This window comes from Roseomonas genomospecies 6 (genome assembly GCF_008365375.1).
Taxonomy (GTDB): Bacteria; Pseudomonadota; Alphaproteobacteria; order Azospirillales; family Azospirillaceae; genus Azospirillum.
Genome location: NZ_QOKW01000002.1, coordinates 268,415 through 282,514, shown reverse-complemented (window position 1 = coordinate 282,514; position 14,100 = coordinate 268,415). Strand labels below are relative to the sequence as shown.

The window sequence follows — 14,100 nt, the reverse complement described above, 5'->3', positions numbered from 1 at the left end:
CCAAGTCCGTGATGCCAAGTCCGTAACGGCGCCCCGACGCACCAGCATGCGGCCTCTCTCAGCGGGAGAGGCTGCATCCCCGCCGTCAGACGAATCCGGCTTCGCCAAGCATCCGGTAGAACTCCCGCAGGGCGCGCTGCTGGGCCGCCGCGTCGGGCAGGTCCTCCACATATTTCCGGTCGAACTGCGGCTGGCGCAGATGGGCGACCACGCGCTGCCGGACCATCTCCAACGCCCGCCGGCTGCGCAGGATGCCGGGCGCGCAGATCTGCACCAGACGGTTCGCCCGCAGCCGAAGCGCGTCTCCGGGATCGTCCAGCCGCTCCACCACGCGGTCTTCGGTGATGTAGGCCACCAGAAGCTCGTCGAGATCGCTGGTCAGGCGGGTCCGAATCTCCTCCGGCAGGGCCGAGTCGGCGGCTTGGCGGTAGAGCAGGGTCAGCGCCTCCAGATTGTCGCGGGGCGGCAGACGGGAATGGACGAAGCGGCCATAGTTCGCCGGGTTGCCGGACAGTTTGCGCAGCAGCCGGGCGATGTCTCCGGTATGCCCTCGGCCCAGGTCCGAATCGGCCAGCGCCAACAGGAATCGCACTTGGCCCGCCGCGTCGGGGATGCGGTCGGTCACCTCCGCGATGGCCTGCCTGCGTCCCGGCGCGCCGCCGCCCTCCAGGAAGCGCAGATAGCGCAGGACGAGCGCCTCCGCCATCGGACCGCCCCCCGCGGGTCCGTCGGGACCGAGCGTGCGTTGCAGGACCTCCTGGAAGGCCTCCATCTCCTGCGCCGGGTCGTGCCGGTAGAGCGGCTGCGTGCCCTTCAACTGCCGGCGCACCAGATCCAGGATGACGAACCGCGTTTCGTCCAGGTCGTGGAAGGCCAGAAGCTCGTTCAACTGGACGGCGCGGTCGTCCTCGGCCCGTCGGATCGGCGACAGCCGGCCCCGCGACAGGTCGATCAGGTTGCACAGCGCCTCCGCCAGACTGCCCTGGGTGCCCAGAAGCTCCTGCGCGACGGACGGCGCGCCCAGCACGTCGGCGATCACCCCGTCCAGCAGCGCCAGCGGGCGGTCGGCGCCGCCCCCGTCCTCGCGCGCCAACTCGCTCAGGAAATCCAGCTTGGCCAGCCAGTTGCGCATCTGCACCAGCTCGCGCGACAGCACGACGCGGGCGAGGAAATCGCGCTCCTCCGCCGGCAGGCTGCCGTCCAGCCGGTCGAACATGAGGCGGAAGCCGGTGGCGGCGATGGCCGGCAGATCCTTGCGCGCCGCGGCGACCCGCGCGCGGTCGGTCAGTTCGTGCATCAGCAGGTTCAGTGCGTCGCGCCGCCCGCGCCCGTCCGTTCCGACCTTTTCCGCCTGAAGGGCCGCGACCCGCCCGACCGCGGTCGGCACGAGGTTGTCCGTGTTCAGCAACCGCGCCAACTCCGCGTGGTTGTGCAGCACCTCCGTCGGGGTGACGACGGAGCGCTCCACGTAATTGCGCAGCACGCGGTTCATGGTCATGCGGCTCTGCACGCCGTAGCAGTGGTCGAGCGTGAGGCAGACCGGAGGAGCCTCGTCGATGGGGGCGGCGGTCACGGTCCGTGAGACCTGACGGAACTCCGCATGGATTTCCGTCTCGACGTGGCGCCCGTCCTGGCGCCGCCAGTCGCGCAGCACCCGCATGCCCTCGACCCTGCCGCCGGACAGCAGCTTGCGGCCAAAGGCCATCGCTTCCGCCTCGGTGTCGAAGCGGCCTTCCAGGACCCAGTGGTCCAGCTTGTAGATCTGCACTTCGTAGCTGGCGGACGGGCGTGCCATGGCGCCATTGCCCCGATGCTGCGTGGCACGGATGGTCGCAGGATGCCGGACAATTCGCCTCGAACTCAACAGGGATTCGATGGGAATGCCTTCGTGTTTCGAACCTTTCCCATCGGGCGCCTGTTGTCCGCGCAGGGGAGACGGGCACACGCCGCGGGGCTTTTCCGTTTGCATGAGGAAGGGGGGTGGGGTATTGACCCGCTCCGTATGCCCGAGCACCGCATGCCCACCGGACGTGCGGGCTCTCGCCATGCCGACGGTTTGCCACTTATTCGACGAGACGACGCAGGCCATGCCCGCTGATTCCCTGAGCTCCGCCCTGTTGCCCGCCGGCCTGCACGACGTGCTGCCGCCCGAAGCGGCGCACGAAGCGGCGGCGGTGGCGCGCCTGCTGGCGGACTTCACCGCACACGGCTACGAGCGCGTGGAACCGCCGCTGGTGGAGTTCGAGGACAATCTGCTGTCCGGTTCCGGCGCCGCCATGGCGAAGCAGACCTTCCGGCTGATGGACCCGCTGTCGCAGCGCATGATGGCGGTGCGCGCGGACATCACCCCGCAGATCGTCCGCATCGCCACCACCCGCCTGAAGAACGGCGCCCGTCCGGTGCGGCTGTGCTACGCCGGGCCGGTGCTGCGCGTGAAGGGCTCCCAGCTCCGCCCGGAGCGGCAGATCACCCAGGTCGGCGTCGAGCTGATCGGCCCGCTGGAGGCCGAGGCGGACGCGGAGGTGATCCTGCTGGCCGCCCACGCCCTGGAAGGGGTGGGGGTGCGGCATCTGTCGGTGGACCTCTGCGTGCCGACCATGGTGGCGCGGGTCTGCCGCGGCCTGGGTCTGGGCGATGAGGACACCGCCCGCCTGCGCGAGGCGCTGGACAAGAAGGACGCCGCCGCGGTCGCCGCGGTCGGCGGACCGGCGGCCACGCTGCTGCACACGCTGATGGCCGCCTCCGGCCCGGCGGAGCGCGCGATGGAGGTGCTCGCCACGCTGCCGCTGCCGGAAACGGCGGAGAAGGACCGGCGCCGCCTGACCGACACGCTGCGCCTGCTGCGCGCCGCGCGCCCCGACCTGACGATCACCATCGATCTGGTGGAGCATCGCGGCTTCGAATACCAGACCGGCCTCAGCTTCACCTTGTTCGCGCGCGACGTGCGTGGCGAGCTGGGGGCGGGCGGGCGCTACCGCGCCGGCGTGCGTCCGGGCGTGGAGGAGGAGGGCGAGCCGGGAACCGGCTTCACTCTCTACATGGACACGCTTCTGCGCGCCGTTCCGGCGCCGGAGCCGGCCCGGCGCGTTTACGTGCCGCATGGCACCTCCTGGGCGGCGGCTGGCACGCTGCGCGCCGAGGGCTGGGTCACCGTGGCGGGGCTGGTCCCCGTGGCGGACCCCGCGGCGGAGGCCCGGCGGCTGAACTGCGGCTATCGGCTGGACGGCGGCACGGTCACGCCGCTGGCTTGAGACTTCACGAGGCGAAACCCCGCGCGGCGGGGACGCCTTCGCACGGGTAACGTTTTCTTTCTGCCTTCTTATTTTGCGGAGACACACATGGCCAACGTGGCGGTGGTCGGCGCCCAGTGGGGCGACGAGGGCAAGGGCAAGATCGTCGACTGGCTGTCCAGCCGGGCCGACGTGGTGGTGCGCTTCCAGGGCGGTCACAACGCCGGCCACACGCTGGTGATCAACGGCGTGACCTACAAGCTGAGCCTTCTGCCTTCGGGCGTGGTTCGGCCGAACAAGCTGTCGATCATCGGCAACGGCGTCGTCTTCGACCCGTGGGCCTTCATCCGCGAAGTGACGGCGATCAAGAGCCAGGGCGTCGAGGTGTCGCCCGCCACGCTCCAGGTCGCCGAGAACGTTCCGCTGATCCTTCCGGTCCACAGCGCGCTCGACAAGGCGCGCGAGGAGGCCCGCGGCGCCGGCAAGATCGGCACGACGGGCCGCGGCATCGGCCCGGCCTATGAGGACAAGGTGGCCCGCCGCGCCATCCGCCTGTGCGACCTCGGCGACGAGGCGGTGCTGAAGGAGAAGGTGGACATCCTGCTGGCCCACCACAACCTGCTGCTCCGTGGCCTGGGCGCTCAGGAGATGAAGCCCGCGGATCTGCTGGACCCGCTGCGCGAGATCACCCCGCAGGTGCTGCCCTACGCGTCGGTGGTGTGGAAGACGCTGGACGAGCTGCGCCGCGCCGGCAAGCGCATCCTGTTCGAAGGCGCCCAGGGCTCGATGCTCGACATCGACCATGGCACCTATCCCTTCGTCACCTCCTCCAACACGGTGGCCGGCAACGCCGCCGCCGGCAGCGGCATGGGGCCGCGCGCCGTCGGCTATGTGCTGGGCATCTGCAAGGCCTACACGACCCGCGTCGGCTCCGGCCCCTTCCCGACCGAGCTGTTCGACGACGTCGGCGAGCTGATCGGCCAGCGCGGCAAGGAGTTCGGCGTGGTCACGGGTCGCAAGCGCCGCTGCGGCTGGTTCGATGCCGTGATGGTGCGTCAGGCCGTGAAGACCGGCGGCATCGACGGCATCGCCATGACCAAGCTGGACGTTCTGGACGGCTTCGACGAGATCAAGGTGTGCATCGGCTACCGTCTGGACGGGCAGGAGCTGGACTATCTGCCGGCCAACGCCGCCGCCCAGGCCCGCGTCGAGCCGATCTACGAGACCTTCGAAGGCTGGAAGGACAGCACCCAGGGCGCCCGCTCCTGGGCGGAGCTGCCGGCCCAGGCGGTGAAGTACGTCCGCCATGTGGAGGAGCTGATCCAGGCCCCGGTGGCCCTGCTGTCCACCAGCCCGGAGCGCGACGACACGATCCTGATGAACGATCCGTTCCAGGATTGATGGTTTGTGGGGGAGGGGGCCACTTCGACCGCCTCCCCACACGCGTTAACAGTTTGTTTGCCTGTTTCGGGCGACTTAGGCTGGCACACGCACGCAGGCTCCGGGGATTCGAACGCCATGCCATCCGATGCCATGACCGCAGCCGCCGCGGATCGGATGATGGCCAACGCCGACCCGGTCAAGCTGGCCGAGCGGTACGAGATCCTTCCCAGCGCACCGCTGCCCGCGCTCAACGCCATCGGCGGCAACGCCTATTCCGCCAAGCCGCTGCGTGACAAGCGGTCCGAGGCCTTCGCGATCATCGGCCATGGCGCCACGCTGGCGCGCACCGACATCGCCGCCACCGTCGCCAGCCTCGACAATCAGGCGCACATGCGCCTGCTCGACTGGGGCATGGTGGATTGGCCGGCGAGCCAGGGGCGGCGCCTCTGCATGATCTTCGAGCGCCCGGCGGGCAAACGGCTGATGCACAGCCTGACCGAGGCCGCGGACCCGATCCCCGAAGACCATCTGACCCGCCAGATCATCCACCCGCTGGTCTCCGCCCTGAAGGAGCTGTCCGGCCGCGGCGTGGTCCATGGCGCGATCCGCCCGACCAACCTCTATTACCGCGATCTGGCCTCCAGCAGCCTGATGCTGGGCGAATGCCTGTCCACCCCGCCGGGCTACGGCCAATCGGTGCTGCTGGAAACGGTGGAGCGCGGCATGGCCTCCCCCGCCGGGCGCGGCAACGGCACCATGGCCGACGACCTCTATTCGCTGGGCGTCACGCTGCTGCTGCTGTTCCTTGGGCGCAACCCGGTGGCGACGCTGGAGGACGAGGCGATCCTCCAGGCCAAGATCGAGCGCGGGTCCTACCCCGCGCTGGTCGGCCAGATGCGCCTGCCGCTGGCCATCAACGAGGTCATCCGCGGCCTTCTGGTGGACGATCCCAAGCAGCGCTGGACGCTCCAGGACCTCGACCTCTGGGTGGCCGGGCGGCGGCTCAGCCCGAAGCAGCCGCAGGTGCCGCGCCGCGCCGCGCGCCCGCTGGAGTTCCAGGGCCAGGACTACTGGCATTGCCGGACGCTGGCCCGCGCCTTCGCCCGCCATGTGGCGCCCGCCGCCACCGTCATCGAGGGCGGGGAGCTGGACAAGTGGCTGCGCCGCTCCATGGGCGACGACGCGCGGGCGGAGGCGGTGGCGAACGCCGTGCAGACCGCCTCGACCACCGGCAAGGGCGGCAGCATGGCGGAACGGCTGGTGTCGCGCGTCTGCATGGCGCTGGACCCCGGCGCGCCCATCCGCTACCGCGGCAAGGCGATGATGCCCGACGGCATCGGCACCATGCTGGCCGACGCCTTTCTGCGGGGCGAGTCGCCCCAGCCGGCGGCGGAGGTTCTGGCGAATCAGCTTCCCATGTTCTGGGTGAGCGTGCAGAGCGACTTCAAGCCGGAGTTCGTGCCGATGGTGCAGAACTTCGATCAGGTCCGCGGCTTGCTGGACCGCACGGGACACGGGCTGGGGGTGGAGCGCGTGCTGTACGAGATGAATCCCACCATGCACTGCATCAGCCCGCTGGTGGCCAAGCAGATGCCGACCACCCCGGCGGAGCTGCTCCGCGCGCTCGACTGGATGGGGGCGGGGAGCGAGCGGCACAAGGACCCGATCGACCGCCACATCGCCGCCTTCCTGGCCGTGCGGCACCGGCGGACCGACGAGATGCTCTACACCCAGCTCGGTTCCAGCATCGAGCCGATGCGCCGGGTGATCGCCATGCTGACCATCCTGGCCGACGTGCAGGCGCGCACCGGCACCGACGGGCTGTCGCACCTCGCCGCCTGGGTGGTGTCCCTGCTCGATCCCGCCTTCCGCCGCTTCCACAGCCGCCCCCAGCAGGAGTCCGTCCGCAAGCAGGCGGACTCCGCCGCCCACAACGGGCGCCTGGGCGAGCTGCTGAAGATCGTGGACGATCCGGAGGCGTTGCGCCGCGACAAGCTGGAGTTCGAGGCCGCCCAGATCGCCTACCGCGAGGCCGACGCCGAGATCGGCAAGCTGCGGCAGAGCATCGGCGACCGGAACAGCATCATCGAATCCTCCGGGCGGCAGGTGGCGGCCATCGTGTCCAGCCTGCTGTCCACCATCGTGGTCGGCGGGATCATCCTCTTCTTCGCCTTCTGACGGCGGCCTTCAAACCAAGGATCGGGTGGCACCCATGGCGCGCGGCGGCAACAGCGGCGGGAAGAAGAAGAAGCGCAAAGGCAGCATGCTCACGCTGATCCTGCTGATCATCCCGGCGGGTCTGGTGGTGCTTCCCACGTCCATCCTGTTCGGTATCGGCATGATCCCGACCATGGTCGCCTACGTCACCGACCGCGACCCGGAAAAGTCGGCGCCGATCACCGTGGGGGGACTGAACTTCTGCGGCTGCATGCCCTTCGCCATCGAACTGTGGAAGCACAGCCACACCATCGGCGCCGCCGGCAAGATCTTCATGGACCCGCTGGCCTGGCTGGTGATGTACGGTTCGGCGGCGATCGGCTGGGCGCTCTATTTCGGCATCCCGCCGATGGTCGCGAACTTCGAGGTCATGCGCGCCGAAAAGCGGGTCAGCGCGCTGAAGGACGTGAAGGTCGGTCTGGTCCAGCAGTGGGGACCGGAGGTGGCCGGCGACCTGTTCGACGAATCGGGCGGTCTGTCGCCGGACGAACAGGAGCAGATGGCCGAACCCGCGGGGGCGTGAGGGCTTGCCCCCGCCCGCCACAGGCGGGCAGGGGCGGGCAGGGGCGGGGGATCACCCGGCCAGCTTCTGCTCCACCGCGGCGTTGCGGATGGCCTTCTGGAGCTTCTCGAAGGCGCGGACCTCGATCTGGCGGACGCGCTCGCGGCTGATGCCGTACTTCTGCGACAGATCCTCCAGCGTGGTGGGGGTGTCGCGCAGGCGGCGCTCCACCAGGATGTCGCGCTCGCGCTCGTTCAGGTTCTCCATGGCGGCGGTCAGCAGCTTGCGCCGCTTGCCCAGCTCCTCGCTCTCGGCCAGGGAGATTTCCTGGTTCGCCGTCTCGTCCACCAGCCAGTCCTGCCACTCGCCCTCGCTGTCGGCGCGCAACGGCGCGTTCAGCGAATGGTCGGGGGCGCCCAGGCGGCGGTTCATGTTGACGACGTCCTGCTCCGGCACGTCGAGCGTCGTGGCGATGTGGCGCACCTGCTCGGGCGACATGTCGCCTTCCTCGATGGCCTGCATCTGGCCCTTCAGGCGGCGCAGGTTGAAGAACAGCTTCTTCTGGGCCGCCGTGGTGCCCATCTTCACCAGCGACCAACTGTGCAGGATGTATTCCTGGATGGCGGCGCGAATCCACCACATGGCGTAGGTCGCCAGCCGGAAGCCGCGGTCGGGGTCGAACCGCTTCACCGCCTGCATCATGCCGACGTTGCCCTCGGAGATCAGTTCCGACAGCGGCAGGCCGTAGCCGCGGTAGCCCATGGCGATCTTCGCGACGAGCCGCAGATGGCTGGTCACCAGCTTGTGCGCGGCGTCCGAATCCTCGATCTCCTGCCAGCGCTTGGCCAGCATGTACTCCTCCTCCGCCGCGAGCATGGGGAACTTGCGGATTTCCTGGAGGTAGCGCGAGAGGTTGCTTTCGGAACTGATGACCGGAACGCTGGATATCGTCGCCATGTTGGACCCTCTCCGACGGCTGTTGTCCGTGCCTTCTACCGGGCACATGAACGTTTTCTGTTTCGCCGTTCTCTGTTCTGCGCCGCTTCCCCGCCCGCTTGTCCGTTCGATCCGTCGGGAACGGCCCCGGATGCAAGCGTGAGCGTGGGCGGCTGATGACGCGAAGAATAACCGACTTCTGCGCGTGGGTATAGTGGATTACAGCGATTCTAAGAAATCTGACAAATCTTTAATATCCGCGGGAAGGGGTGCCTGAAAGCGGACCGTCTCCCCCGTCGCGGGGTGCCGGAAGGTCAGCCCCGCGGCGTGCAACGCCTGTCTCGGAAAGCCAACAAACCGTTCGCGATGGGGTTCCGGCAGGGCCGAGGCGTGCTTGCCGCCGGCGCGTCCGGAACGCCCCTTGCCATAGAGCGGATCGCCCACGATGGGATGGCCGATGTGCGCCATGTGCACGCGGATCTGGTGGGTGCGCCCGGTCTCCAGCGTGCATTCGACCAGCGCCAGCGCGGTGCCGAAGGAGCGGACGACGCGGTAGCGGGTGGCCGCGTGCTTTCCGCCGCCGGTGACCACGGCCATCTTCTTGCGGTCGGTGCTGCTGCGCCCGATGTTGCCCTCGATCCGTCCCTCGCGGGGGGAGGGGACTCCCCAGACGAGCGCCCGGTAGGTGCGGCTGAGCGTGCGGCCGGCGAACTGCTCCGTCAGCGCGTGATGCGCGCGGTCGTTCTTGGCGACGACCATCAGGCCGCTGGTGTCCTTGTCGAGACGGTGGACGATCCCCGGGCGCCGCACGCCGCCGATGCCCGACAGGCTGTCGCCGCAATGGGCGAGCAGCGCGTTGACCAGCGTGCCGTCCGGATTGCCGGCGGCGGGATGGACCACCATGCCCGCGGGCTTGTCGATCACCAACACGTCCTCATCCTCATAGACCACGTCCAGGGGGATGTCCTGGGCTTCGGGCTGTGCAGGTTCAGCTTCGGGGATGAAAACGTCGAAAGTTTGGCCGGGCTTGACCTTCGCGGAGGGATCGGTCACCGCCTTCCCGCTGCCGTCGCGGACGCAGCCCCGCTCCAGCAGAGCCTGCACGCGCGAGCGCGACAGGCCGGGAAGGCCCGCGGCCAGAGCCTTGTCGAGCCGCTGCCCGCCGGATTCGGCCGGAACCTCCCAGTGGCGGTGCCCGCCTTCGGCGGTTTCGCCGTCCTCCGTTCCGGTGTATTCGTCGTCATCGTCGTCGATTTCGGTGCGTTCGGGCATCGTTCGGCAAAACTCCTCACATCCGCGCGAGAGTGGACCCCAAACCGTGCAGTTCCTCAAGGTACTCGTCGTCCTCATGGGCGTGATGATCATCGCCGGCTTCGCGATCATCGGCGTCGAACTCTACAAGCGCATGAGCGATCCGGACCGCCGGTCCGGTGCCGAGACCGAACGGCCCGTCCCTGCCGCGGGAAGGACGGAGGAGGTCGTGCTGGGCCTGCCGGCGGGCGCGCGCATCGGCGATCCGGTGGCGGTCGGCAACCGCGTCGTGTTCCGCGTCACCACACCGGACGCTCCGGACCGCCTCTATGTGATGGACCCCCGCACCGGCGCCATCGCCGTGACCGTCACCACCGGAGCCGCCGCGCCATGAGCACTCCCTTCATCCACGACTTCCGCAGCGACAATGTGGCCGGCGCGGCGCCGGAGGTGGTCAACGCGCTGGCCGCGGCCTCGGTCGGGTCCGCCGATCCCTATGGGCTGGACCCGCTGACCGCAGCCGTGACCCGCCGCCTGTCCGCCATCTTCGAGGCCGACGTGACGGTCTTCCCGGTCGCCACGGGCACGGCGGCCAACGCGCTGGCCCTGTCGGCGCTCGTCCCGCCCTTCGGGGCGGTCTATTGCCACCAGGAAAGCCACATCAACGTCGACGAGTGCGGCGCGCCGGAAATGGCGACCGGCGGGGCCAAGCTGGTGCCGCTGGCGGGGGAGGGCGGCAAGCTGACCCCCGCCGCGCTGACCGCGGCGCTGACCGGGGCGGGCATCGGCGTGGTGCACAAGGTGCAGCCCGCCGCCCTCAGCCTGACCCAGGCGACGGAGGCCGGCACGGTCTACCGTCCGGAGGAGGTGGCGGCCCTGTCGGACGCGGCGCACGCCCACGGCATGGCGGTGCATATGGACGGCGCGCGCTTCGCCAACGCGGTGGCCCGGCTGGGCTGCGCCCCGGCGGAGGTGACCTGGAAGGCCGGGGTTGACGTGCTGTCGCTGGGCGGCACCAAGGGCGGCTGCCTCGCCGCCGAGGCGGTGGTCTTCTTCAACCCCGCCCTGGCGGAGGATTTCGGCTTCCGCCGCAAGCGGGCCGGCCATCTGGTGTCCAAGGGGCGCTTCCTGTCGGCGCAGTTGGACGCCTGGCTGGCCGACGACCTGTGGCTGCGGCTGGCCCGCCATGCCAACGCCATGGCCGACCGGCTGTCCCAAGGGCTCGCCGCGCTGCCGGGGGCGGAGCTGGCCTATCCGGTGGAGGCCAACGAGGTCTTCGTGCGCCTGCCCGCCGCGGTGGCCGACGGGCTGGAGGCCGCGGGCTACCGCTTCTACCGGTGGGAGGGCGATCTGCTGCGTCTGGTCACCGCCTTCGACACGCCGCAGGCCGTCGTGAATTCTTTTCTGAAAATCGCAAAAGATCTGTCAGAAAAGGCTTGATCGGGTGGGGCGGGTTCGCTAAAAACCCGCCCACGCCGACGACGCCACGTCGTCAGACGACGAAAGACTGTCCCCTTCGTCTAGAGGCCTAGGACACCGCCCTCTCACGGCGGTAACAGGGGTTCGAATCCCCTAGGGGACGCCACTTCGATCGGCTGGCAACCGAGCATCGCCCGGTGAAGGTCCCCTTCGTCTAGAGGCCTAGGACACCGCCCTCTCACGGCGGTAACAGGGGTTCGAATCCCCTAGGGGACGCCATCCTTTCCGGCTACAAGTTTCCGGTACAAACGACCAACGGCCCGCCCATTCGGCGGGCCGTCGTCGTTTTCGGCGTCAGCGTTTTGCGGAAGCGCCCGAGCGGCTGGACAGGCTCAGTTCGGCCACCTCCTCCTGCCTTGCGGCGGGGAGGCCGGCGGAGCGCACCACGCCGGGGTCGTGGGGATGGACGCGGCGCGGGTAGACGCTGTGAACCTTCACCACGTAATCCTGCGTCTCGCGGTAGGGAGGGACGCCCTTGTACTGCACCACCGCCCCTTCGCCGGCGTTGTAGCCGGCCAGCGCCAGGGTCACGTTCCCGTCGAAATAGGCCAGCAGCCAGCGCAGATACTTCATGCCGCCGCGCAGATTCTGCTCAGGGTCGAAGGGCTTGGTCACGCCGAACCGCTCCGCCGTTTCGGGGATGAGCTGCATCAGCCCCATGGCGTTCTTTTCCGACACCACGTCCACGCGGTAGCCCGACTCCACGGCGATGACCGCCAGCACCAGCTCCGGGTCGAGGCCGTAGGTGGGCGCCATCTTGGTGACCATGGCGCGGATTTCCTTGGGCGGCATGCGGATCACGCCCCAGCGCACGCTCGGCGGTTCGCAGCGGTCGGGCGCCTTGCTCTTGGCGCTGGCCGGCTTGACCATCTGCGTCGCGTCCTCGCTGCCGAGCAGGGCGGCGCGGCGCAGCCAGGAGCGGCCAAGCTCCTCGTCCTTCGACACCGCCCCCCGCCCGGCCAGATGCATGCGCCCGGCGCGGTAGGCCGCCTCGGGATAGTCCTGGCGGGCCGCGCGGCAGTAGAGGGAGAGGGCCAGCCGCTCGTCGCGGTTCACCCCTTTGCCCACCTCGTACCGCATGGCCAGCTCGTATTGGGCGCGGGCGCTGCCCTTGTTCGCGAGCGCCTCCAAGGCACGGATGGTGCGGTCGGGCGCGCCTTGGGGATTCTGGGACTGGGCCGCGGCGGGTACGGCCGCTAAAAGGGACGCCAGAAGCCCGCCGACGGCCAGCGCCGACGCGGCTTTCGCCGTCCGGACAAGGGTTTTGCCAATTGGTGAGGGCGCCCGGTCTTTCGGTGTATGCGGGAAGATGGCTGTGCTAGCGCCAACGTCCGGCTGTCCGCGAAAGACGTAACGCGATATGGTCCCAGTCAAGAGGGGAAGCGGACCATAATGAAATAAGACTTCCGCTAAGGGACGGAAACGCCGCCTATACAGAGAAGAAGAACCGCTGGCAGCGGACCTGCGGATGGATGAATGAACGAATTCATCGTTGGCCATAGACATGGCTATCCCGCAAAGGAGATTTGAGGTCGGTTGGTGCGAGCCAGCCGGCCTTTTCCTTTTGAGCAAAGTCATGAAGCCTCCCGTAAGTTCGGGAACGATACATCATCCGCAATCGAGTGCTATGGGAGCAATCGGACAATCCATGGCATGTTCGAGGTAATCTCGCCAAATTGCGCAATGTCCTAGCCTTTTTCCCAACTGGCAGCCCCTTAGGTGGGCCATTACGTACTGATGGACCGACGATGGTCGTTGGAGAATCCGGTTACACCCGGGCGCATTCGGCGCAAGACGGGGGCCGGAGCGATGGTTCGGGCGTTTTCAGACGCGCCTGGAATGATCGGCACATCTTTCGGTACATAGGGAGGCAGCGTTCCACCGATGGCGAACCACGTCGCGAGTTCCTTGCGCCGTCCGGCAAGCAGCCCCGCGCCGCTCGACCCCGTCGCCCTAGAGCCGGTGATGGGAAGCCGCCGTGCGGACGAGGATGAGTTGAACGTTGCGAGCGAGGCCGAGGACGGCATAGAGGTCGAGGACGCAACCGATGCGGAGGAGCCCTCCGCGCCGCTGGCGCCTCCCGATCCGGCGGTCATCGCGCAGATCGAGGCGGAAATTCCGCGTCTGCGCCGTTTCGCCCGCGCCATGGTGCGGGACGCCACGCTGGCCGACGATCTGGTCCAGGAGTGCCTGGAACGAGCGCTGTCACGCCTTCATCTCTGGCGGCCCGGCAGCAACCTGCGCGCCTGGCTCTTCACGATTCTGCGCAACCTGCACATCAATGGCATCCGCCGCCGGCAGACGGTGGTGGATATCGATGGGGAAGGGCAGGCGGCCATCGGCGCGGCCCATGGCGGGCAGTTCGTGCGGCTGGAGTTGCGCGACCTGAAACGCGCGCTGGGCTTGCTGCCGACCGAACAGCGGGAGGTGGTTCTGCTGATCGGGCTGGAGGGCATCTCCTACGGCGAGGCCGCGGACATCCTGGGCATTTCCATCGGCACCGTGAAGTCCCGCCTGTCGCGCGGGCGGCGCGCGCTGCGCCAGCTCATGGAAGGGCACAGCCCGACCGACGAGGACTGATCCTCCCGCTTTCCACTGTTTCCCATGGATGCCGGCACAGAGAGACCGGCAACGCTCCGGATGGGGCGTTGCCGGTCAGGTGCGAGGCTAACATCGAGAGGCTTTGGGGGTACTCGCGCGTCCGAACCCTTCGAGACGTGGAGGCCGAACGCGGGCGCACTGCGGGAAACCGCCCGCCCGGACCCATCCGGGCGGGCGCTGGGTCTAGCGGCGCCTGACCAGGCCCAGAATCAAGCTCGCGGCAAACAAGACCAGGAAAAGGAAGAACAGGATTTGCGCGATGCCCGAAGAGGCCGACGCAACTCCGCCGAAACCGAGTGCGCCGGCAATCAGCGCGATGACGAAGAAAACAAGTGCCCAGTAGAGCATCCTAACCTCCCTCGCTCGGCCCGAAGCGCGTTACGGCTCGTCCGGCGCGCAGTCTGTTGACGTCCTACTCTGTGAAGAGCGATCAGTACTGTGCAGAACACTGCGCCGGACTGAAAGGTTCCCCGATACCGCCGACGCAAGGGGCTTTTTTTG

Annotated in this window: 12 protein-coding genes and 2 tRNA genes; 9 read left to right on the top strand and 5 right to left on the bottom strand. The window is 68.6% G+C overall.

The genetic code is table 11. The annotated features are described in order from the left end of the window. Window positions 1–85: 85 nt before the first annotated feature. Window positions 86–1,795 (bottom strand): hypothetical protein, encoded by a 1,710-nt coding sequence (locus tag DS843_RS03775; protein ID WP_149467561.1) that lies wholly within the window; start codon window positions 1,793–1,795, stop codon window positions 86–88. A 292-nt stretch (window positions 1,796–2,087) separates the two neighbouring features. On the opposite strand from DS843_RS03775, the gene DS843_RS03770 reads away from it, so the two are divergent. From DS843_RS03770 to DS843_RS03755, 4 genes are all read left to right on the top strand, one after another. Continuing rightward, the gene (locus tag DS843_RS03770) at window positions 2,088–3,251 is read left to right on the top strand and encodes an ATP phosphoribosyltransferase regulatory subunit (RefSeq protein WP_149467560.1); all 1,164 of its coding nucleotides are present in this window, start codon (window positions 2,088–2,090) and stop codon (window positions 3,249–3,251) included. A gap of 87 nt (window positions 3,252–3,338) precedes the next feature. Then, window positions 3,339–4,631 carry an adenylosuccinate synthase gene (locus DS843_RS03765; RefSeq protein ID WP_149467559.1) on the top strand — a complete coding sequence of 431 codons (1,293 nt, stop codon included), beginning with the start codon at window positions 3,339–3,341 and terminating at the stop codon, window positions 4,629–4,631. A gap of 117 nt (window positions 4,632–4,748) precedes the next feature. After that, window positions 4,749–6,791, top strand: a complete 2,043-nt coding sequence (locus DS843_RS03760) for a serine/threonine-protein kinase (RefSeq protein ID WP_149467558.1) — start codon at window positions 4,749–4,751, stop codon at window positions 6,789–6,791. A 34-nt stretch (window positions 6,792–6,825) separates the two neighbouring features. Next, the gene (locus DS843_RS03755; RefSeq protein WP_149467557.1) at window positions 6,826–7,353 is read left to right on the top strand and encodes a hypothetical protein; all 528 of its coding nucleotides are present in this window, start codon (window positions 6,826–6,828) and stop codon (window positions 7,351–7,353) included. Between the two features lie 51 nt (window positions 7,354–7,404). Here the strand turns inward: DS843_RS03755 and rpoH are convergent, their stop codons facing one another. Beyond that, complete coding sequence (rpoH, locus tag DS843_RS03750) at window positions 7,405–8,289, bottom strand: RNA polymerase sigma factor RpoH (RefSeq protein WP_149467556.1); 885 nt, start codon at window positions 8,287–8,289, stop codon at window positions 7,405–7,407. 198 nt (window positions 8,290–8,487) lie between these two features. Then, window positions 8,488–9,540 (bottom strand): RluA family pseudouridine synthase, encoded by a 1,053-nt coding sequence (locus DS843_RS03745; protein WP_149467555.1) that lies wholly within the window; start codon window positions 9,538–9,540, stop codon window positions 8,488–8,490. Window positions 9,541–9,586: 46 nt separating this feature from the next. Here DS843_RS03745 and DS843_RS03740 point away from each other — a divergent pair, with 46 nt between their 5' ends. From DS843_RS03740 to DS843_RS03725, 4 genes are all read left to right on the top strand, one after another. Continuing rightward, entirely contained in the window at window positions 9,587–9,913 is a 327-nt protein-coding gene (locus tag DS843_RS03740; protein WP_149467554.1) for a hypothetical protein, read from the top strand. After that, entirely contained in the window at window positions 9,910–10,959 is a 1,050-nt protein-coding gene (locus DS843_RS03735) for a threonine aldolase family protein (protein ID WP_149467553.1), read from the top strand. Before DS843_RS03740 ends, DS843_RS03735 begins: the two co-directional genes overlap by 4 nt. A gap of 69 nt (window positions 10,960–11,028) precedes the next feature. Then, window positions 11,029–11,104 (top strand) — tRNA-Glu (locus DS843_RS03730). A gap of 37 nt (window positions 11,105–11,141) precedes the next feature. Continuing rightward, window positions 11,142–11,217, top strand: a tRNA-Glu gene (locus DS843_RS03725). Window positions 11,218–11,292: 75 nt separating this feature from the next. On the opposite strand, the gene DS843_RS03720 is transcribed toward DS843_RS03725, so the two are convergent. After that, complete coding sequence (locus tag DS843_RS03720) at window positions 11,293–12,129, bottom strand: transglycosylase SLT domain-containing protein (protein ID WP_286191916.1); 837 nt, start codon at window positions 12,127–12,129, stop codon at window positions 11,293–11,295. Between the two features lie 753 nt (window positions 12,130–12,882). Between DS843_RS03720 and DS843_RS03715 the strand changes: the two genes are divergently transcribed. Continuing rightward, the gene (locus tag DS843_RS03715; protein WP_149467552.1) at window positions 12,883–13,578 is read left to right on the top strand and encodes a sigma-70 family RNA polymerase sigma factor; all 696 of its coding nucleotides are present in this window, start codon (window positions 12,883–12,885) and stop codon (window positions 13,576–13,578) included. A 204-nt stretch (window positions 13,579–13,782) separates the two neighbouring features. Here DS843_RS03715 and DS843_RS03710 read toward each other — a convergent pair whose 3' ends face one another. Then, entirely contained in the window at window positions 13,783–13,947 is a 165-nt protein-coding gene (locus DS843_RS03710; protein WP_149467551.1) for a DUF1328 domain-containing protein, read from the bottom strand. Between the last annotated feature and the right edge of the window lie 153 nt (window positions 13,948–14,100).

Excerpts from the sequence above, each read along its gene's own strand:
- DS843_RS03765 (WP_149467559.1), top strand. The coding sequence starts at position 3,339 with ATGGCCAACGTGGCGGTGGTCGGCGCCCAGTGGGGCGACGAGGGCAAG.
- DS843_RS03745 (WP_149467555.1), bottom strand. The coding sequence starts at position 9,540 with ATGCCCGAACGCACCGAAATCGACGACGATGACGACGAATACACCGGA.
- DS843_RS03715 (WP_149467552.1), top strand. The coding sequence starts at position 12,883 with ATGGCGAACCACGTCGCGAGTTCCTTGCGCCGTCCGGCAAGCAGCCCC.
- rpoH (WP_149467556.1), bottom strand. The coding sequence starts at position 8,289 with ATGGCGACGATATCCAGCGTTCCGGTCATCAGTTCCGAAAGCAACCTC.
- DS843_RS03775 (WP_149467561.1), bottom strand. The coding sequence starts at position 1,795 with ATGGCACGCCCGTCCGCCAGCTACGAAGTGCAGATCTACAAGCTGGAC.
- DS843_RS03770 (WP_149467560.1), top strand. The coding sequence starts at position 2,088 with ATGCCCGCTGATTCCCTGAGCTCCGCCCTGTTGCCCGCCGGCCTGCAC.
- DS843_RS03755 (WP_149467557.1), top strand. The coding sequence starts at position 6,826 with ATGGCGCGCGGCGGCAACAGCGGCGGGAAGAAGAAGAAGCGCAAAGGC.
- DS843_RS03735 (WP_149467553.1), top strand. The coding sequence starts at position 9,910 with ATGAGCACTCCCTTCATCCACGACTTCCGCAGCGACAATGTGGCCGGC.
- DS843_RS03710 (WP_149467551.1), bottom strand. The coding sequence starts at position 13,947 with ATGCTCTACTGGGCACTTGTTTTCTTCGTCATCGCGCTGATTGCCGGC.
- DS843_RS03760 (WP_149467558.1), top strand. The coding sequence starts at position 4,749 with ATGCCATCCGATGCCATGACCGCAGCCGCCGCGGATCGGATGATGGCC.